Source organism: Vibrio sp. R15-SG3-ISO1B, assembly GCF_059833835.1.
Window position 1 is genome coordinate 1 of the sequence record NZ_JCBDGG010000034.1, and the last position, 18,582, is coordinate 18,582.

At 49.0% G+C, this 18,582-nt stretch carries 15 protein-coding genes; 8 read left to right on the forward strand and 7 right to left on the reverse strand.

Annotated elements, in window-relative coordinates:
- Window positions 1–405 precede the first annotated feature (405 nt).
- The 4 genes from pdhR to lpdA all read left to right on the forward strand — a co-directional run bounded on the left by pdhR (window position 406) and on the right by lpdA (window position 7,502).
- Window positions 406–1,176 carry a pyruvate dehydrogenase complex transcriptional repressor PdhR gene (gene pdhR, locus AC6R0S_RS10065; RefSeq protein ID WP_334553897.1) on the forward strand — a complete coding sequence of 257 codons (771 nt, stop codon included), beginning with the start codon at window positions 406–408 and terminating at the stop codon, window positions 1,174–1,176.
- A gap of 48 nt (window positions 1,177–1,224) precedes the next feature.
- Entirely contained in the window at window positions 1,225–3,888 is a 2,664-nt protein-coding gene (gene aceE, locus AC6R0S_RS10070; protein WP_487902114.1) for a pyruvate dehydrogenase (acetyl-transferring), homodimeric type, read from the forward strand.
- Window positions 3,889–3,907: 19 nt separating this feature from the next.
- Entirely contained in the window at window positions 3,908–5,845 is a 1,938-nt protein-coding gene (gene aceF / locus AC6R0S_RS10075; RefSeq protein ID WP_500637838.1) for a pyruvate dehydrogenase complex dihydrolipoyllysine-residue acetyltransferase, read from the forward strand.
- 232 nt (window positions 5,846–6,077) lie between these two features.
- On the forward strand, window positions 6,078–7,502 hold the full coding sequence (gene lpdA / locus AC6R0S_RS10080; RefSeq protein ID WP_334553903.1) for a dihydrolipoyl dehydrogenase: 1,425 nt from the start codon (window positions 6,078–6,080) through the stop codon (window positions 7,500–7,502).
- Window positions 7,503–7,654: 152 nt separating this feature from the next.
- On the opposite strand, the gene AC6R0S_RS10085 is transcribed toward lpdA, so the two are convergent.
- Window positions 7,655–8,269 carry a LuxR/HapR/OpaR family quorum-sensing transcriptional regulator gene (locus AC6R0S_RS10085; RefSeq protein WP_487902112.1) on the reverse strand — a complete coding sequence of 205 codons (615 nt, stop codon included), beginning with the start codon at window positions 8,267–8,269 and terminating at the stop codon, window positions 7,655–7,657.
- A 329-nt stretch (window positions 8,270–8,598) separates the two neighbouring features.
- Here AC6R0S_RS10085 and hpt point away from each other — a divergent pair, with 329 nt between their 5' ends.
- Window positions 8,599–9,129, forward strand: a complete 531-nt coding sequence (gene hpt, locus AC6R0S_RS10090) for a hypoxanthine phosphoribosyltransferase (RefSeq protein ID WP_334553906.1) — start codon at window positions 8,599–8,601, stop codon at window positions 9,127–9,129.
- Window positions 9,130–9,217: 88 nt separating this feature from the next.
- On the opposite strand, the gene can is transcribed toward hpt, so the two are convergent.
- Complete coding sequence (gene can / locus AC6R0S_RS10095) at window positions 9,218–9,886, reverse strand: carbonate dehydratase (RefSeq protein WP_334553908.1); 669 nt, start codon at window positions 9,884–9,886, stop codon at window positions 9,218–9,220.
- A gap of 349 nt (window positions 9,887–10,235) precedes the next feature.
- On the opposite strand from can, the gene AC6R0S_RS10100 reads away from it, so the two are divergent.
- The 3 genes from AC6R0S_RS10100 (at window position 10,236) to AC6R0S_RS10110 (ending at window position 13,851) form a co-directional block, all read left to right on the forward strand.
- Window positions 10,236–11,906 (forward strand): SulP family inorganic anion transporter, encoded by a 1,671-nt coding sequence (locus AC6R0S_RS10100; RefSeq protein WP_500630134.1) that lies wholly within the window; start codon window positions 10,236–10,238, stop codon window positions 11,904–11,906.
- A 257-nt stretch (window positions 11,907–12,163) separates the two neighbouring features.
- A complete protein-coding gene (locus AC6R0S_RS10105) occupies window positions 12,164–13,081 on the forward strand; it encodes an ABC transporter ATP-binding protein (protein ID WP_500637839.1) in 918 nt (305 codons plus the stop codon).
- Window positions 13,081–13,851: an ABC transporter permease gene (locus AC6R0S_RS10110; RefSeq protein WP_500637840.1), complete on the forward strand. Its 771-nt coding sequence runs from the start codon at window positions 13,081–13,083 to the stop codon at window positions 13,849–13,851. The genes AC6R0S_RS10105 and AC6R0S_RS10110 overlap by 1 nt, the downstream gene beginning before the upstream one ends.
- 81 nt (window positions 13,852–13,932) lie before the next feature.
- Here the strand turns inward: AC6R0S_RS10110 and panC are convergent, their stop codons facing one another.
- The 5 genes from panC to gluQRS form a co-directional block, all read right to left on the reverse strand.
- The gene (gene panC / locus AC6R0S_RS10115; protein WP_500637841.1) at window positions 13,933–14,850 is read right to left on the reverse strand and encodes a pantoate--beta-alanine ligase; all 918 of its coding nucleotides are present in this window, start codon (window positions 14,848–14,850) and stop codon (window positions 13,933–13,935) included.
- An 11-nt stretch (window positions 14,851–14,861) separates the two neighbouring features.
- The gene (gene panB / locus AC6R0S_RS10120) at window positions 14,862–15,656 is read right to left on the reverse strand and encodes a 3-methyl-2-oxobutanoate hydroxymethyltransferase (RefSeq protein ID WP_334553917.1); all 795 of its coding nucleotides are present in this window, start codon (window positions 15,654–15,656) and stop codon (window positions 14,862–14,864) included.
- A 37-nt stretch (window positions 15,657–15,693) separates the two neighbouring features.
- Entirely contained in the window at window positions 15,694–16,182 is a 489-nt protein-coding gene (gene folK / locus AC6R0S_RS10125; protein ID WP_500630132.1) for a 2-amino-4-hydroxy-6-hydroxymethyldihydropteridine diphosphokinase, read from the reverse strand.
- Window positions 16,179–17,540: a polynucleotide adenylyltransferase PcnB gene (gene pcnB, locus AC6R0S_RS10130; protein WP_500637842.1), complete on the reverse strand. Its 1,362-nt coding sequence runs from the start codon at window positions 17,538–17,540 to the stop codon at window positions 16,179–16,181. The genes folK and pcnB overlap by 4 nt, the downstream gene beginning before the upstream one ends.
- Window positions 17,541–17,682: 142 nt before the next feature.
- Window positions 17,683–18,576 carry a tRNA glutamyl-Q(34) synthetase GluQRS gene (gene gluQRS / locus AC6R0S_RS10135; protein ID WP_500637843.1) on the reverse strand — a complete coding sequence of 298 codons (894 nt, stop codon included), beginning with the start codon at window positions 18,574–18,576 and terminating at the stop codon, window positions 17,683–17,685.
- Window positions 18,577–18,582: the final 6 nt, after the last annotated feature.

The window sequence follows — 18,582 nt, forward strand, 5'->3', positions numbered from 1 at the left end:
TTTGAGGTGAGACTTTCAGGTCTGACCAGGGAATGCGATCGGGATCCGTTACCCTGTTTTCAGAAAAATCGCGGTTGAATTCAGAAAAATGTCATCTCACCAAGGTATCGACGGTGGATAGACTATGCTTTGATGTTATTCGCTTCGTTTCATTTGTATGATGACTCAATCAAGTAAAGTGTGATGCGTGGCACGTTTTTGCCCCATCTGTTTCTCTTTTGTAATTGGTCATACCAATTTGATTGATGTTTTAATTATGAGCTGTTATCAAACTGTGACCGCATTGGTCGTTCTATGATTTGAATCAAATTTTGGCTGGAAGTTGCGTTTTAATTATGTTAATTTCCTCGCCAACATAAAATTGGTATTACCAATTGACTGCAAAGAGAAAGAAGAATAACAACTATGGCTTATCAAAGGATTCGTCAGCCAAAACTCTCCGATGTGATTGAGCAAGAGTTAGAAAGGTTGATTGTGGAAGGTACACTTTCGCCGGGGCAACAACTGCCACCCGAGCGCGAACTGGCGAAGCAGTTCGATGTGTCTCGTCCGTCTATCCGTGAAGCCATCCAGCGCTTAGAAGCGAAACGTCTTTTGACCCGAAAACAAGGGGGAGGGACGTTTGTCAGTGAAACGATTTGGACCAGTTTTTCGGATCCTTTACTCAATCTCCTATCGAGTCATTCTGAGACTCAATTGGACTTGCTGGAAACGCGTCACGCGATGGAAGGGATTGCCGCTTATTTCGCAGCTCTACGTGGTACCGAAGAAGATTTTGCTCGCATTCAGGCTTGTTTAGAGATCATCTCACAAGCGCAGTCCACAAAAGAAGTGGACGCGGAAGCTGCGGCGGTGGTGCAGTTTTTGATTGCCCTAACCGAAGCCGCGCACAATGTGGTGTTGCTGCACATTATTCGCAGCCTTGCGCCTTTGCTTGAGCAGAACGTATTACAGAATTTAAAACTATTACACCGCCGCGATGAAGTGGTGGAGAAAGTAAGTAGACACAGGGCTAATATCGTGGATGCGATTGTTTCAGGCCAACCTGAAAAAGCGCGTGAGATGTCCCATTCGCATTTAGCTTATATCGAAGAAACATTGTTGGATTTGACTCGTGAAGAGTCGCGCAGAGAACGCTCTTTGCGTCGAATTCAGCAAGGTAACGATGCTAACTAAAACCGTTACTTAAATAAGTAGATCCAACCAACAGAAGGATAGATCGCCATGTCTGACATGAAGCATGACGTAGACGCACTTGAGACTCAAGAATGGTTACAAGCTCTTGAGTCAGTAGTTCGTGAAGAAGGTGTAGAACGTGCACAGTACCTACTAGAGCAAGTTCTAGACAAAGCTCGCCTAGACGGCGTTGATATGCCAACAGGCATCACAACCAACTACATCAACACGATTCCAGCGAACCAAGAACCAGCTTACCCTGGTGATACTACGCTTGAGCGCCGTATCCGTTCCATCATCCGCTGGAACGCAATCATGATCGTTCTACGTGCATCTAAGAAAGATCTAGAGCTAGGCGGCCACATGGCGTCTTTCCAGTCTTCTGCTGCGTTCTACGAAACCTGTTTTAACCACTTCTTCCGTGCACCGAACGAGAAGGATGGTGGCGATTTGGTTTACTACCAAGGTCACATTTCACCAGGTATCTACTCACGTGCATTCGTTGAAGGTCGTCTAACTGAAGAGCAGCTAGACAACTTCCGTCAAGAAGTAGACGGAAAAGGTATTCCTTCATACCCGCACCCTAAACTGATGCCTGAATTCTGGCAGTTCCCGACAGTATCGATGGGCCTAGGTCCAATCGCTTCTATCTACCAAGCTCGTTTCCTTAAGTACCTAGAAGGCCGTGGTCTTAAAGATACGTCAGAGCAGCGCGTTTACGCCTTCCTAGGTGACGGTGAGATGGATGAGCCAGAATCACGTGGTGCTATCTCTTTCGCTGCGCGTGAGAAACTAGACAACCTATGTTTCCTAATCAACTGTAACCTACAGCGTCTAGATGGCCCTGTCATGGGTAACGGTAAGATCATTCAAGAACTTGAAGGTCTGTTCAAAGGTGCTGGTTGGAACGTAGTGAAAGTCATCTGGGGTAACAACTGGGATTCACTACTCGCCAAAGATACGACGGGTAAGCTTCTTCAACTGATGAACGAAACCATCGACGGCGACTACCAAACATTCAAATCTAAAGATGGCGCGTACGTACGTGAGCACTTCTTTGGTAAGTACCCAGAGACAGCTGCACTTGTTGCTGACATGACTGATGACGAAATCTTCGCACTTAAGCGTGGTGGTCACGAGTCTTCTAAGCTATACGCGGCATACAAAAACGCGGCAGAAACGAAAGGTCGTCCAACAGTAATCCTAGCTAAGACTGTTAAAGGTTACGGCATGGGTGAAGCGGCTGAAGGTAAGAACATCGCGCACCAAGTTAAGAAGATGGACATGACTCACGTACTACACCTACGTGACCGTCTAGGTCTTCAAGACATCCTAACTGACGAAGCAGTGAAAGAACTTCCGTACCTGAAACTTGAAGAAGGTTCAAAAGAGTACGAATACCTACACGCTCGTCGTAAAGCGCTACACGGCTACACGCCACAGCGTCTACCAAAATTCACTCAAGAATTCATCGTTCCTGAGCTAGAAGAATTCAAGCCACTACTAGAAGAACAGAAGCGTGATATCTCTTCTACTATGGCATTCGTACGTGCGCTAAACGTTCTACTTAAGAACAAGAACATTGGTAAGAACATCGTTCCTATCATTGCTGACGAAGCACGTACATTCGGTATGGAAGGTCTGTTCCGTCAAATCGGTATCTACAACCCGCACGGCCAAACTTACACACCAGAAGACCGTGGCGTTGTTTCTTACTACAAAGAAGCGACTTCAGGTCAGGTTCTACAAGAAGGTATCAACGAGCTGGGTGCGATGTCTTCATGGGTTGCTGCTGCGACTTCATACTCGACAAACGACCTACCAATGATCCCGTTCTACATCTACTACTCAATGTTCGGCTTCCAACGTGTGGGCGACATGGCGTGGATGGCTGGTGACCAACAAGCACGTGGTTTCCTACTAGGTGCAACTGCGGGTCGTACAACGTTGAACGGTGAAGGTCTACAGCACGAAGACGGCCACTCGCACATTTTGGCGGGTACGGTTCCTAACTGTATTTCTTACGACCCAACATTCGCGTACGAAGTAGCAGTAATCATGCAAGACGGTATCCGTCGCATGTACGGTCCAGAACAAGAAAACGTGTTCTACTACCTAACGCTAATGAACGAAAACTACGCAATGCCAGCAATGCCAGAAGGCGCTGAAGAAGGCATCCGTAAAGGTATCTACAAGCTAGAAACTTACACGGGCGACAAAGCGAAAGTTCAGCTAATGAGCTCTGGTACTATCATGAATGAAGTACGTAAAGCAGCTCAAATCCTAAGCGAAGATTACGGTGTTGCTTCTGATGTTTACTCTGTAACGTCATTCAACGAACTCACTCGCGATGGCCAAGATGCAGAGCGTTTCAACATGCTTCACCCAGAAGCGGAAGCGAAAGTACCTTACATCCAAACAGTAATGGGTACTGAACCTGCTATCGCAGCAACTGACTACATGAAGAACTACGCAGAGCAGGTTCGTGCATACATTCCTGCTGAGTCTTTCAAAGTTCTTGGTACTGATGGCTTCGGTCGTTCAGACAGCCGTGAAAACCTACGTCGTCACTTCGAAGTGAACGCAGGTTACGTAGTAGTAGCAGCGCTAACTGAACTAGCAAAACGTGGCGAAGTTGAGAAATCTGTAGTTGCAGAAGCAATTAAGAAATTCGACATCGACACAGAGAAAACAAACCCGCTATACGCTTAATTAAGAAGGTAGATAAGAAATGGCAATCGAAATTAATGTACCAGACATCGGTGCGGATGAGGTTGAAGTTACTGAGATTCTTGTAAGCGTTGGCGACAAGGTTGAAGAAGAGCAGTCTCTGATCACAGTTGAAGGCGATAAAGCTTCTATGGAAGTGCCTGCATCGACAGCGGGTATCGTTAAAGAAATCAAAGTTGCAGAAGGCGACAAGGTTTCTACTGGTTCTCTAATCATGATTTTCGAAACCGAGGCGGCCGGCGCTTCGGGTGCAGCTGACGCTGCACCTGCTCCTGCGGCAGAAGCAGCTCCAGCAGCTCCAGCTCCAGCAGCAGCGGCAGAACTAAAAGAAGTTCACGTACCAGACATCGGTGGTGATGAAGTAGAAGTGACTGAAATCATGGTTGCCGTTGGCGACAGCATCGAAGAAGAGCAATCTCTTCTAACTGTTGAAGGCGACAAAGCGTCTATGGAAGTTCCAGCGCCATTCGCAGGTACTCTAAAAGAGATCAAAGTTGCAGCAGGCGATAAAGTATCGACTGGCTCACTTATCATGGTATTCGAAACAGCAGGTTCAGGCGCTCCAGCAGCACCAGCACCAGCGGCAGCTGAAGCTCCTGCGGCAGCAGCTCCAGCAGCGTCCGGGACGCCGGCCGCAGCGGCAAAAGAAGTGAACGTTCCAGATATCGGCGGCGACGAAGTTGAAGTTACTGAGATCATGGTTGCGGTTGGCGACACAGTGGAAGAAGAGCAATCTCTAATCACTGTTGAAGGTGACAAAGCTTCTATGGAAGTGCCTGCACCATTCGCTGGCACAGTTAAAGAAATCAAGATTGCAGCTGGCGACAAAGTGTCTACTGGCTCACTCATCATGATTTTCTCTACAACGGAAGGCGAAGTAGCGGGCGCAGCACCTGCTCCGGCAGCGGCTCCAGCTCAAGCGGCAGCACCTGCAGCGGCAGCGCCTAAAGCAGAAGCACCAGCGGCAGTAGCTCCAGCAGCTGGCGACTTCCAAGACAATGATGAGTACGCTCACGCGTCTCCAGTGGTTCGTCGTCTAGCGCGTGAATTTGGCGTTAACCTTTCTAAGGTTAAAGGCAGCGGTCGTAAGAGCCGTATCCTGAAGGAAGACGTTCAGAACTACGTGAAAGAAGCGCTTAAGCGTCTTGAGTCTGGCGCAGGTGCAGCCGCATCTGGTAAAGGCGACGGCGCGGCTCTTGGTCTACTCCCATGGCCAAAAGTGGACTTCAGCAAGTTCGGTGAGACAGAAACTCAGCCGCTATCTCGCATTAAGAAGATCTCAGGTGCAAACCTACACCGCAACTGGGTGATGATCCCGCACGTGACCCAATGGGACAACGCTGACATCACTGAGCTAGAAGCGTTCCGTAAAGAGCAGAACGCCATCGAAGCGAAGAAAGACACGGGCATGAAGATCACGCCACTTGTGTTCATCATGAAAGCGGTAGCGAAAGCACTTGAAGCGTTCCCTGCGTTCAACTCTTCTCTATCTGATGACGGTGAGAGCCTAATTCTGAAGAAATACGTCAACGTAGGTATTGCGGTAGATACGCCAAACGGCCTGGTTGTTCCTGTATTTAAAGATGTGAACAAGAAGGGCATTTACGAGCTGTCTGAAGAGCTGATGGTCGTGTCTAAGAAAGCACGTGCTGGCAAGCTCACAGCGGCTGACATGCAAGGTGGATGTTTCACTATCTCAAGTCTTGGCGGTATCGGCGGTACAGCGTTTACGCCAATCGTTAATGCTCCCGAAGTCGGTATCCTTGGCGTGTCTAAGTCTGAAATGAAGCCAGTGTGGAACGGTAAAGAGTTTGAACCGCGTCTACAGCTTCCACTGTCTCTCTCCTACGATCACCGTGTGATTGATGGTGCAGAAGGTGCACGTTTCATTACTTACTTAAACGCGTGTCTGTCTGACATTCGTCGTCTAGTATTGTAATTCATGACTCCCCTTTACCCTCGGTGTAAAGGGGAGTCACTTTTTCTATATTCAGCAGTTCATTCGTGAATTGTTGTCTAGCTCACAGGCTAAATGGATTTACTTTTCACACCATTAACATCTCTGTAAACTGTTGGCGGTCTGAAAATAATATTGAAAAACAAACCATTCGTTGAACGATAGATTCCATACTCACTCAGCCTGTTAGGGATAATGACTACAAGAGGTCAAAATGAGCAAAGAAATTAAAGCCCAGGTGGTAGTACTTGGTGCCGGTCCTGCTGGTTACTCCGCTGCATTCCGTTGTGCAGACTTAGGTCTGGACACTGTTCTTATCGAGCGTTACAGCACCCTAGGTGGTGTTTGTTTGAACGTGGGTTGTATCCCATCAAAAGCGCTTCTACATGTGGCAAAAGTGATCGAAGAAGCGAAAGCTTTGGCTGAGCACGGTATCGTGTTCGGTGAGCCACAAACAGACATTGATAAAATTCGTCTGTGGAAAGAGAAAGTGATCAACCAATTGACTGGCGGTCTTGGCGGTATGGCTAAGATGCGTAAAGTGAACGTGGTGAACGGCTTTGGTAAGTTCACGGGTCCTAACTCGATTGAAGTGGAAGGTGAAGACGGTAAAACGGTCGTTAACTTTGATAACGCTATCGTTGCTGCGGGCTCTCGACCTATCAAACTTCCATTCATTCCGCATGAAGACCCACGTATTTGGGATTCAACGGATGCACTTGAGCTAAAAGAAGTACCAGGAAAGCTGCTGATCATGGGCGGTGGTATCATCGGTCTAGAAATGGGTACGGTATACCACTCTCTGGGTTCTCAAATTGACGTGGTTGAAATGTTCGACCAAGTTATCCCAGCGGCAGACAAAGACATCGTTAAAGTTTACACCAAACGTATTAAGAACAAGTTCAACTTGATGCTTGAAACTAAGGTGACCGCTGTTGAAGCGAAAGAAGACGGTATCTACGTATCAATGGAAGGCAAGAAAGCACCAGCGGAGCCAGAGCGCTACGATGCGGTTCTTGTGGCTATCGGTCGTGTGCCAAACGGTAAACTTATCGATGGTGAGAAAGCTGGGATTGAAATCGACGAGCGCGGTTTCATCAATGTTGACAAGCAAATGCGTACCAACATCCCACACATCTTCGCGATCGGCGATATCGTTGGTCAGCCAATGCTAGCGCACAAAGGTGTGCATGAAGGTCACGTTGCAGCAGAAGTGATTTCTGGTAAGAAGCACTACTTTGACCCGAAAGTCATTCCTTCGATTGCCTACACTGAGCCAGAAGTGGCGTGGGTTGGTAAGACTGAGAAAGAAGCGAAAGCAGAAGGCATCAACTACGAAACGGCTACTTTCCCGTGGGCGGCGTCTGGTCGTGCTATTGCATCTGACTGTGCAGACGGTATGACGAAGCTTATTTTCGATAAAGATACCCATCGCGTTATCGGTGGTGCGATTGTCGGTACTAACGGTGGTGAACTGTTGGGTGAAATCGGCCTAGCTATCGAAATGGGTTGTGATGCAGAAGATATCGCACTGACTATCCATGCTCACCCAACTCTGCATGAGTCTGTCGGTCTAGCCGCGGAAGTGTTTGAAGGCACCATTACTGACCTTCCAAACCCGAAAGCGAAGAAGAAGTAATCCTTCTTAGACTGAAATAGAGAAAAACCGCTGATAAGTCAGCGGTTTTTTTATGCCTGTTCACTTATGCCTATTCACTTATGCCTATTCACTGTGCTCGCTCCTGTACGTTAAAGATCAGGCATAGCGAATAGGCGTAGTTGGCGAGCGTATTACTGATCGCGCTTGTAAATACAGAGCATGTTTAAGTGGCTGTTGGTCAGTTTCTCCATCGCTTCAGTATCTTGAATACGATTGGCTTGAATGAACAGCGAGTAGAACATGCCGTGGAACAGGGTCGCGAGATCGACAGGATCGTGTTTGTCACACACTTCATCGCGTTCGATGGCTTTCACAAACATATTTTGCACCAGCAGTTGGTTGGTGCTGTTGGTGGAGACAAACAGCGGCCAGACTTCATCACGAGTCGAGGCGCTCCATTCGAACCACACTTTGAGCCAGTGACAATCATTGAGCACCAACTCAACCATCGCAGAGGTCAGATTGTGCAGGTTCTCTCTCGCGTGGAGGTCTAGGTCAATATTGTCGGTGAGGAAGTTGGAGAACTGTCTGACGACATAGTTTAGAACGTCATCGACGAGATCTTCTCGGGTAGGAAAGTAATTAAACACCGTCGCCACAGAGACTTGTGCGATCTCTGCAATGTCAGCGTGGCCGCCACGTCCAATTCCGCGGCGAGCAAACACTTCCAAGGCGATTTCCATCAACTGCTGTTTGCGTTTTTGTGGAGAAAGGCGTGTACGGGGTCGTTTCGCTATAGAATCCATAGTTCATTTCCTTGCCAATTGAGTTGTCGTTGTGGGCTGAGCCCTATTTAGTATTTTATTATTTGCCGTAGCATTGATGAGTGTACTGGTGCATATGCTTTGGGTCAACGTTTTGAGGTGATTTAATAATCAATTTTGTTAGTTACTAATATTCCATTTTTATCAGTCCCTGGGTTTTCATCCAAGCAAACGTTTAAGAGTGAGCGCTCAAGTGTTAGACTACGCGCTTGATCATTTAGCAGTACCGGCGAGTCAAACGGCTCGGAACGGGCACATAGGCGCGAATACGCTATCCTTCAGGTACTGGCAAAACGAAAGACGAGATGGGTATGAAACATACAGTAGAAGTGATGATTTCTGAGCAAGATGTTCAGGCGCGAGTAAATGAGCTGGGCAAGCAGATCACCGAGCACTACCAAGGAAGTGAAGACTTGGTGTTGGTTGGATTGCTGCGTGGTTCGTTTGTCTTTATGGCCGACTTAGCGCGCCAGATTGACCTGACGCATCAAGTGGATTTCATGACGGCTTCTAGCTACGGCAATACCATGGAAAGCTCACGCGATGTTCGCATCTTGAAAGATCTCGATGACGACATTAAAGGCAAGGATGTGCTGATTATTGAAGACATTATCGATACAGGCAACACACTCAACAAAATCAAAGAAATTTTGTCGCTGCGTGAACCTAAATCGATCGCCATCTGTACGCTGCTTGATAAGCCTTCGCGTCGCGAAGTCGAGGTGCCTGTGGATTGGATTGGTTTCTCAATCCCGGATGAGTTTGTCGTTGGTGTTGGTATTGACTACGCGCAAAAGTATCGCCATCTTCCATACATCGGTAAAGTGGTACCACAGGAATAAAGTGGTCACACATAAACTGGCAACACGACATTGAACAATGCCCGCGATTGCGGGCATTGTTGTTATTAGGCTATGTGTGTCAATGAACTTAGCGACACAAGAGTTTTTGTTCTGGGTTTAGGATCGCTTCCATCGCTTTCTGATAAGAGTCATCGACCGATTCTCTTGAGCTTGAACGCACGCCCAAATACTCCAGTTTACCGTCGCCAATCCCATACACAACACCGTGGATTTCCACGTCCTGACCGCGCTCCCACGCATTTTGCATAATGGTCGAGTTGCCCAAATTGTACACTTGCTCCGCAACGTTGATTTCACCCAGCTTGTCCGCTTGATCCTCTAACGGCATGCCATCAAGGTAGTGACGATGCTTAAAGTAGAGATCGCGAATATGCAGTAGCCAGTTGTTAATCAGGCCAAGTTGCGGATTGTCGATCGCCGCTTTCACCCCGCCGCAGCCATAGTGACCACACACGATAATGTGCTTCACCTTCAACACATCTACCGCGTATTGCACCACAGACAAACAGTTGAGGTCGGTGTGAATGACTTGGTTTGCCACATTTCGATGAACGAAGAGCTCACCAGAGTACAACCCGGTCAGGCGCTCTGCTGGAACACGGCTGTCTGAACAGCCAATCCACAAGAAGCCTGGGCTCTGTCCTTGTTCCAATTGAGTAAAATATTCAGGTCGCTCGGCTTTGATCGACTCTGACCACTTAGAGTTATTATCAAATAACTGTTTAATCTCTGGCATCTTACTTATCAATCCTAAAAAAATGTTTCATCACTATACATAATGTTACAAATTCATACTCGTAAAAAATCAGTAAAAAGGCACTCATCTGACGAGTTTAGGGATGAAAATACATAAACTTAGTCGAGATCCTAACAAACAGTTATAAAGTAGTCGGAATGTGATACCAATTACTGTTACTGCTGAGGGGTAACATTTGTTAGAGTGATGTTTTTTGCGGCATTTCGCCTCAATAATCTGATTTTTCACGTCAGATAGTAGCATAAATTTTATGGTTATTGGTTTTCCACTTGGTATTCACGCGCTGAAGCTAAGTGGTGAAAGATGTTGTTAAGCATGGAGCAAGGTTGTGCTTGGAAATCGATTTGAAGATATCAATATTAAAGGCGATCTGTTTGGCGGTGTGACCACTGCGATCATTTCTCTGCCACTCGCACTGGCGTTTGGTGTGGCGTCAGGCGCTGGGGCTGAGGCGGGTTTATGGGGGGCGATCATGGTCGGTCTGTTCGCTGCCCTGTTCGGTGGTTCGAATACTTTAATCTCAGAGCCGACGGGTCCAATGACAGTGATCATGACCGCCGTTCTCACCAGCATGATGGCCAAATACCCTGAAACGGGTATGGCGATGACCTTCACCGTGGTGATGATGGCGGGCGCATTCCAGATCTTGATTGGAACATTAAAGCTCGGAAAATACGTCACTTTGATGCCATATAGCGTGATCTCCGGGTTTATGTCGGGTATTGGCGTGATCTTGATTATCCTTCAGCTCTCGCCGTTATTGGGGCATGCCGCCCCTGCGGGTGGTGTGGTTGGGACGCTTTCCGCTTTGCCTGACACTTTGGCCAACATGAAATTCAGTGAGCTGCTTCTTGGAGCGTTGACCTTGGCCATTCTGTTCTTTTTCCCTAAACAGTATCGCAAATATGTCCCTGCGCAGTTGGTTGCGCTTGTGGCGGTGACCTTGCTCTCCGTCGTGCTGTTTGAGCCTGACGCGATTCGTCGGATTGGTGAAATTCCTGCGGGGCTGCCTTCTCTGGTGATGCCGCATATCGATCCCTCGATGCTGGTGGAAATGGTGATCGATGCCTTGGTACTGGGCACGCTGGGCTGTATCGATACCTTGCTGACTGCGGTTATCGGTGACTCGCTCACGCGTAAAGAGCACGACTCCGACAAAGAGCTCCGTGGTCAGGGCCTTGCCAACATGGTCTCAGGTCTTTTTGGTGCTCTGCCGGGGGCGGGCGCAACCATGGGCACGGTGACCAACATTCAAGTGGGGGCACGTTCTCCGCTCTCAGGCGTGATTCGAGCACTGATTTTGGCCTTAGTGGTTTTGGTGGCGAGTGGCTTAACCGAACCTATTCCGATGGCGGTGTTGGCTGGTATTGCGGTGTATGTCGGATTTAACATTCTTGACTGGAGTTTTATCCAGCGTGCGCACAAGGTTAGCTTTCCGGGCATGGCCGTCATGTATGGTGTGATGCTGTTGACGGTGTTTGTGGATTTGATTGTCGCTGTGGGGCTAGGAGTGTTTATCTCCAACATTATCATCATTGAGCGCCTTAGCCGCGAGCAAGCGAGGCAGGTTAAAGCAATCAGTGATGCGGACCAAGACGATGTACCACTGACTGACAGCGAGCGCGCCTTACTCGATAAAGCCAACGGTAAAGTGTTGTTCTTCTATCTTTCCGGTCCGATGATTTTCAGTGTCTCTAAAGCGATTTCGCGTCAACACAGCAGTATCTCTGACTATCAAGCGATGATCTTAGATTTGACTGATGTGCCTATGATTGATGTCACCGTCGGGCTTGCGTTGGAAAACGCCATCAAAGACGCATTGGACGCCAAATGTCAGGTTTACTTGCTCTGCCCGAACGAAAATACCCGTCAGCAACTTGAGAAGTTCCACGTGATTGATCTCGTGCCAAGTGACAACACCTTTAAGTTCCGTTACGAAGCACTGAAAGCCGCGCTGAAACATGTCGATGAGACACCGGAAATCGGTGACTCGATCTAATTGAAATTCGGTGTACGCTCCCCATTCGCCTTACACAGTGGGGAGCTTATCCGGTGCGAATCCACCCTTCCTATCACGTTCCCTCTCCACGCTCTAATTTTTCAGGCTATATGTTTTCGCTATAACTTCTGATTTCTATATTTCCAAAAAAGTCGAAAGGTTTAATTGTAATCAACCGCGTTCGTCGATACACTGATTACCATTCATCGCCCCAATTCTGAGGCGATAAGCAAGACCAACAGGTACAGACAACCATTATGTATGCACTAGAAATAGACCAGCTACGTAAAACGTACGCCGGTGGCTTTGAAGCGCTCAAAGGAATCAGCTTACAGGTCAAAAAAGGGGATTTTTATGCCTTGCTTGGGCCCAATGGTGCGGGTAAATCCACCACTATTGGCGTCATCTCGTCATTGGTTAACAAGACTTCAGGCACGGTGAAAGTGTTCGGATATGACATTGATACCGATCTTGAGCTCGCCAAACAAAACTTAGGCTTGGTTCCACAAGAGTTTAACTTTAACCAGTTTGAAACCGTTGAGCAGATCGTATTGCAGCAAGCCGGGTACTACGGCGTGCCCAAGTCACTAGCCAAAGAGCGGGCGAAAACGTATCTCACCAAGCTCGATTTGTGGGAAAAACGCGCCGAGCGTGCTCGCAATCTGTCGGGTGGCATGAAGCGCCGTTTGATGATCGCCCGTGCGCTGATGCACGAGCCACAACTCTTAATTCTCGACGAGCCGACCGCCGGCGTTGATATCGAGCTGCGTCGCTCGATGTGGCAGTTCTTAAAAGAGATCAACCAAGAGCAGGGTATCACCATTATTCTTACCACGCACTACCTCGAAGAAGCGGAAATGTTGTGTCGCAATATTGGCATCATCAGTAAAGGTGAGTTGATTGAAAACACCACCATGAAATCCTTGCTGAGTAAGCTGACGGTGGAAACCTTTATCTTGGATCTGCAAGAGGGCGTCGACGTTGCGCCATTGGAGGGCGTGATTCGTCAGCAGCTCACGGCGGGCTCTTTGGAGATTGAGATCGACAAGTCGCAAGGTTTGAACGACATCTTCAGTCAATTGAGTGAGCAAGGTGTCACGGTTCAGTCAATGCGCAACAAAGCGAACCGTTTGGAAGAGCTGTTCGTGACCATCGTTAGAGAGGGGGCGAAGTAATGCTTCAGTTGTATTGGACGGCGTTTTGCAGTCTGTTAACCAAAGAGATCAACCGCTTTACCCGTATCTGGGTGCAAACCTTGGTGCCGCCGGCAATCACCATGACGCTCTACTTCATTATTTTTGGCAGCTTGATTGGGTCGCGTATTGGGGAAATGAACGGCTTTAGCTACATGGAGTACATTGTACCGGGTTTGATTATGATGTCGGTCATCACTAACTCCTACTCGAATGTCGCCTCGTCGTTTTTCAGTGCCAAATTTCAGCGCAATATTGAAGAGCTGTTGGTCGCGCCAGTGCCCAACTATGTGATCATTCTAGGCTTTGTGATGGGCGGTGTGGTGCGTGGGCTATTGGTCGGCACCATCGTCACCTTTGTGTCACTTCTTTTTGTTGACCTGCAAGTGGAGCACTGGGGGATCATCATCGCGACAGTATTCATGACCTCGGTGGTGTTCGCTTTAGGGGGATTGATTAATGCCGTCTACGCGAAAACCTTTGATGACATCTCTATCATCCCGACGTTTGTTTTGACGCCGTTAACCTACTTGGGTGGCGTGTTCTATTCGATCAGCTTGTTGCCTGAGTTTTGGCAAGGAGTATCGAAGATAAACCCCATCGTCTACATGGTGAACGCTTTCCGCTACGGATTCTTGGGCGTGTCTGACGTGGGTATTGTCACCTCTTTTGGGGTCTTGAGTGTGTTTGTGCTGGCCTTGTATAGCGTGGCGCACTACCTCGTCACTAAAGGGATCGGCTTGCGTTCTTAAACTGAGATGACTCTTTTAGTAGAACAAAAAAGGTTGGCGAAATGCCAACCTTTTTACGTTCTGCGATTTGCGTACCGACAATTACGCTTTGCTCGACTCGGCGCTCTCGCTGGTCGCTTCATCTTCGTTGCCACTGGCTTCCGATGAGGAGTTTAACTCGACCACTTGGTTGTCGATAAGGCGAGCCTTACCCAAAAAGGCCGACATCAAGATCACCGCTTGGGTGGTCTCTGTGGTGATTGCTTGCAGGGTGCGTGCATCTCGAATGAAGATCTCATCCGGTTGTAGGCCTGCGGCGCGGAGCTGATCGCTCGCATCTTCAATGATCGATGCGTAGTCATCGCGCCCACCACGCATGGCACTGCTGATCCAGCGCATCGTGCGTGCTAATACCGGGGCGAGTTGACGCTCTTCAAGCGTCAGCAAGCCGTTGCGTGAACTCATGGCTAATCCATCCATCTCACGCACAGTCGGTACACCAATAATCTCAATATCCATCGCCAGATCGAGCGTCATCTTACGAATGACCGCCAACTGTTGGAAATCTTTTTCACCAAAGCAGGCAACGTCAGGCTGAACGATGTTGAACAGCTTAGTCACCACGGTCGCAACCCCTTTAAAGTGCCCCGGACGTGAAGCACCTTCAAGAATGGTGGATAAGCCAGGGACATCTACTGATGTTTGTTTATCGAGCCCTTCAGGGTAGATGGTCTCAGGTGTCGGTGTAAAGACTACCTCGACGGCTTCACCGCTGAGTTTGGCTAAATCGTCGTCGAGTGTGCGCGGATAGTTATTGAGATCATCCGCTCTATCAAACTGCATGGGGTTGACGAAAATACTCACCACCACCACATCGGCGTTTTCACGCGCTTTGCGCACTAACGCCAGGTGACCTTCGTGTAAATTGCCCATAGTGGGAACAAAAGCAACCCGACGACCATCACGCTTATACTGTTTGATTTGCTCTCTAAGAGCGGCAATATCAGCAAAAGTTTGCATGGGTTTGATCCTTAAGCAATCGTGTGAGCGTCATCTGGGAACGCACCACTCTCTACATCCTCTTTGTATTTCGCTACAGCTTTACGCATGTCGCCCGTTTCGGCAAGGAAGTTTTTCGAGAACTTTGGCATGTAATTGGCTGAAATACCGAACATATCGTGCATAACGAGGATCTGACCATCGGTCACATTGCCCGCACCAATACCAATCACTGGCACATCACACACTTCGGTAATGCGTCTCGCCAGTTCGGCAGGGACACACTCTAGCAAGATGATCTGTGCGCCCGCTTCTTGCAGCGCAAGCGCATCACGCACCATGCGATCGGCTTTATCTTGCTCTCGGCCTTGCACTTTGAATCCGCCAAAAATATTGACAGATTGCGGCGTTAAGCCAAGGTGCGCGCACACAGGTACGGCGCGCTCAGTCAGCATTTTTACGGTTTCAACTAACCAATCGCCACCTTCGATTTTGACCATGTTCGCCCCGGCACGCATCAGCGTCGCGGCGTTTTCACACGCTTGTTCCGGTGTGGCATAGCTCATGAAAGGCATGTCCGCCATTAGTAGGCAGTTTGGGCTGCCCGCACGTACGCAGCGAGTATGGTAAGCCACTTCATCAACTGTGACTGGCAGTGTACTGGTCGTGCCTTGCAATACCATACCAAGGGAATCACCCACCAAAAGAACAGGCATTTCCTGACTTTCAAATAACTGCGCAAAGCTGGCATCGTACGCCGTCGAGGTGGCGAACTTACGGCCTTCTTGCTTCCATTTCATCAAGTCATTAATCGAGATTTTTTTCATTTTTCTTTCCTTACCATGAGGGTGGCAGGCGCAATCATTAAGACGACTGCCATTGACGCAGGCCGTTTCTGTCTACTTGCTTGAGCAGTTCAGAGAGCCTGGCCCCATCTGGGAGCGTTAAATTTGGTGCGATTTCGGCGAGCGGGTAGAGAACGAATTCTCTCTCTTTCATTCCATAGTGAGGAAGCGTTAATCGCTCGGAATCCATCACCTCATTGCCGTAAAGAATGATATCGAGATCTAAGGTTCTTGGGCCCCAGCGTTCATCTTTACGGACACGCCCTTGAGATTGTTCAATCGCTTGGGTGCAATCGAGCAGTTCAATGGGCGTTAATCCGGTTTCAATCGCCACCACGGCATTGATGTAATCCGGCTGATCTTGTGGCCCCATAGGGCTACTGCTGTAGAGCGCGGAGGTGGCGATAAAGCGCGATTTTGGCAGCGATTTGAGCGCTTCAATGGCCTCATTCGCTTGGGTCACAGGATCAGATAAATTGCTGCCGACAGCAATGTATGCGGTGATCATGACGACGCCTTGCTGCGCTTTTTACGGTTGGTTCTGCGGCGACGTGTTTTTGGCTCGCCGGTCTCATTGGCATCGAGGTCAGCGACCATAGCTTGACGCATATTGCGCCCGGCGTTTTGGAAGGTCTCCCACCATTTGGCCAGCGCTAGGGTGTCCCCTTGCTCGACTTCCCCGCGCATCTCTAGGAAATCAAAGCCAGCGCGGAACTTGTTAAGCTCAAGCAGGCGGAACGCACGCTTGCCATTGCGGCGCGGCATACGCAGTTGCAATTGCCAGATCTCACGAATGGTTGCAGTGTGACGACGAGGAATCGCGATGGTGCGCACTTGCTCATCGAGCACTAGGTTGCTCGCTTCCATAATGGCGTCATACTCAGAGAGCTTTTGCTTTTCCATCAACTGAGCGGCTTTTTCTTGCAACGGGTACCACAGCATCGCCGCGAACATAAAGGCAGGGTTGATGCGCTTGCCTTCCTCAATGCGCTGATCGGTAGAGTCGAGTACCAGATCCAGCATCTGTTCGGTTGGAGACGAGTAATCTTCGGTAAAGTACTGCGCAATGGTCGGGAAGAGTTGCTGGAACAGGTTGTACTCACGCATCAAGTGATACGTCTCTAAGCCATAGCCCGATTGCAGCATCTTGAGTGACTCTTCATACAAGCGCGCAGCAGGGATGTCTTGAAGAAGGTGCGCCAGTTCTTCAATTGGGGCTGCGGTCTCTTCTTCGATATCAAAGTCCAACTTCACCGCAAAGCGGATCGCGCGCAACATGCGCACAGGATCTTCGCGATAGCGTGTGTCGGGATCACCAATCAAGCGAATCAGCTTATCTTCGAGGTCTTCCATGCCGCCCGCGTAGTCGTGAATCGAGTAGTCGCTGATGTTGTAGTACATCGCGTTCACGGTGAAATCCCGGCGCTCAGCGTCTTCATCGACAGTGCCGTAGACGTTATCGCGCAGCAACATCCCTTCTTTCGATTGTTGAGAGACGTTTTTACTTGGCTCTTGGTGATGACCGCGGAACGTCGCTACCTCGATGATGTCTCGACCAAACATGATATGCGCGAGACGAAAACGTCGACCGATTAAGCGGCAGTTTTTAAACTGCTGGCGGATTTGTTCCGGGGTCGCATTGGTCGCGATATCAAAATCTTTGGGGGATTGATTGAGCAGCAGATCGCGAACACCTCCTCCTACGAGGTAGGCGTCATAGCCTGCACCATGAAGACGGTATAGCACCTTCAATGCATTATCGCTGATCTGTTTGCGTGAGATATTATGCTCTTGGCGAGTAATAATATTTAACGAAAGCTGCGGATAAACTTGAGTTTCGTTGGGTGTATCGTCGTTTTTATTCATGTGCTTCTAGCTGTTATTCGGTGTTTGCCTAGTCAGGTTGATGTTCCAATCCGTATGCAGATTGCGTGCTGAGCCTTGATTTTCCTTAGGCATTGCGGTCATGTTCAGCCCAATTCGGCGCGAATTTGCGGCTAATGATAGCCTACGGGGAGCGGTTTGAGAATATGGGTGTGATCTCGATCAGCTGAGGGAGTGCCTCAATCGACCAATTCTCCACGCCCCAAGCGATGATCTCTTCCACGCTCCCAGAGGAGACTTCCGGCGTCATTGGTAAACCCAAAAAGCGCATCGCATCGAGCAGCGCGGGTATCGGGTCTTGTAGGTCAATCGCCGGCGCATGGTTCTGTTTCGATAGCTTTTGCCCGTTCTCACCGATGGCGAGCGGCAAGTGCAAATAGCTCACCGGTGTTTGTCCGAGCAATTTATACAGGCTGATTTGTCTGCCTGTAGGCTCAATCAAATCGGCGCCGCGCACCACTTGAGTCACGCCTTGCTCGATATCATCCAATACTACCGCAAGGTTATAGGCAAAATAGCCATCGCGACGTTTGATAATAAAATCTTCATCTGCGAGCGCGCGTGGGATGTCAATGGTGCCATGTTTGAGGTCGTCAAACTGGTACGTCGGCTGGGACATGGTGAGCCTGACTGCGCACGATGTGGCGTCGTTCAACGCTTTGTCACGGCAAGTGCCCGAGTAAAATCCGCCCGTCGCTTTGATTTGTTTGCGCGTGCACTGACACAAATAGGCATCGCCGCTGCGTCGCCAATGGTCAATTTGCGCTTGATAGACGTCTAAACGCTGGCTTTGGTAAAGGATCTGACCATCCCAATGCAGGCCATACGCTTCTAAGGTTTTCAGGATGAGATCGGCTGCCCCTGGCACCTCTCGTGGAGGGTCAAGGTCTTCGATGCGTACCAGCCACTGCCCTTGCTGCGCTTTGGCTTGAAAGTAACTGCCGAGGGCAGCAACCAGTGAGCCAAAATGAAGCGGGCCTGAGGGGGAGGGAGCAAAACGGCCAATCATATTCGTCATAGATAA

Bases quoted from the DNA above. Each gene is read 5' to 3' on its own strand.
- pdhR (WP_334553897.1), top strand. From the start codon at position 406: ATGGCTTATCAAAGGATTCGTCAGCCAAAACTCTCCGATGTGATTGAG.
- aceE (WP_487902114.1), top strand. From the start codon at position 1,225: ATGTCTGACATGAAGCATGACGTAGACGCACTTGAGACTCAAGAATGG.
- aceF (WP_500637838.1), top strand. From the start codon at position 3,908: ATGGCAATCGAAATTAATGTACCAGACATCGGTGCGGATGAGGTTGAA.
- lpdA (WP_334553903.1), top strand. From the start codon at position 6,078: ATGAGCAAAGAAATTAAAGCCCAGGTGGTAGTACTTGGTGCCGGTCCT.
- AC6R0S_RS10085 (WP_487902112.1), bottom strand. From the start codon at position 8,269: ATGGATTCTATAGCGAAACGACCCCGTACACGCCTTTCTCCACAAAAA.
- hpt (WP_334553906.1), top strand. From the start codon at position 8,599: ATGAAACATACAGTAGAAGTGATGATTTCTGAGCAAGATGTTCAGGCG.
- can (WP_334553908.1), bottom strand. From the start codon at position 9,886: ATGCCAGAGATTAAACAGTTATTTGATAATAACTCTAAGTGGTCAGAG.
- AC6R0S_RS10105 (WP_500637839.1), top strand. From the start codon at position 12,164: ATGTATGCACTAGAAATAGACCAGCTACGTAAAACGTACGCCGGTGGC.
- AC6R0S_RS10110 (WP_500637840.1), top strand. From the start codon at position 13,081: ATGCTTCAGTTGTATTGGACGGCGTTTTGCAGTCTGTTAACCAAAGAG.
- panC (WP_500637841.1), bottom strand. From the start codon at position 14,850: ATGCAAACTTTTGCTGATATTGCCGCTCTTAGAGAGCAAATCAAACAG.
- panB (WP_334553917.1), bottom strand. From the start codon at position 15,656: ATGAAAAAAATCTCGATTAATGACTTGATGAAATGGAAGCAAGAAGGC.
- folK (WP_500630132.1), bottom strand. From the start codon at position 16,182: ATGATCACCGCATACATTGCTGTCGGCAGCAATTTATCTGATCCTGTG.
- pcnB (WP_500637842.1), bottom strand. From the start codon at position 17,540: ATGAATAAAAACGACGATACACCCAACGAAACTCAAGTTTATCCGCAG.
- gluQRS (WP_500637843.1), bottom strand. From the start codon at position 18,576: ATGACGAATATGATTGGCCGTTTTGCTCCCTCCCCCTCAGGCCCGCTT.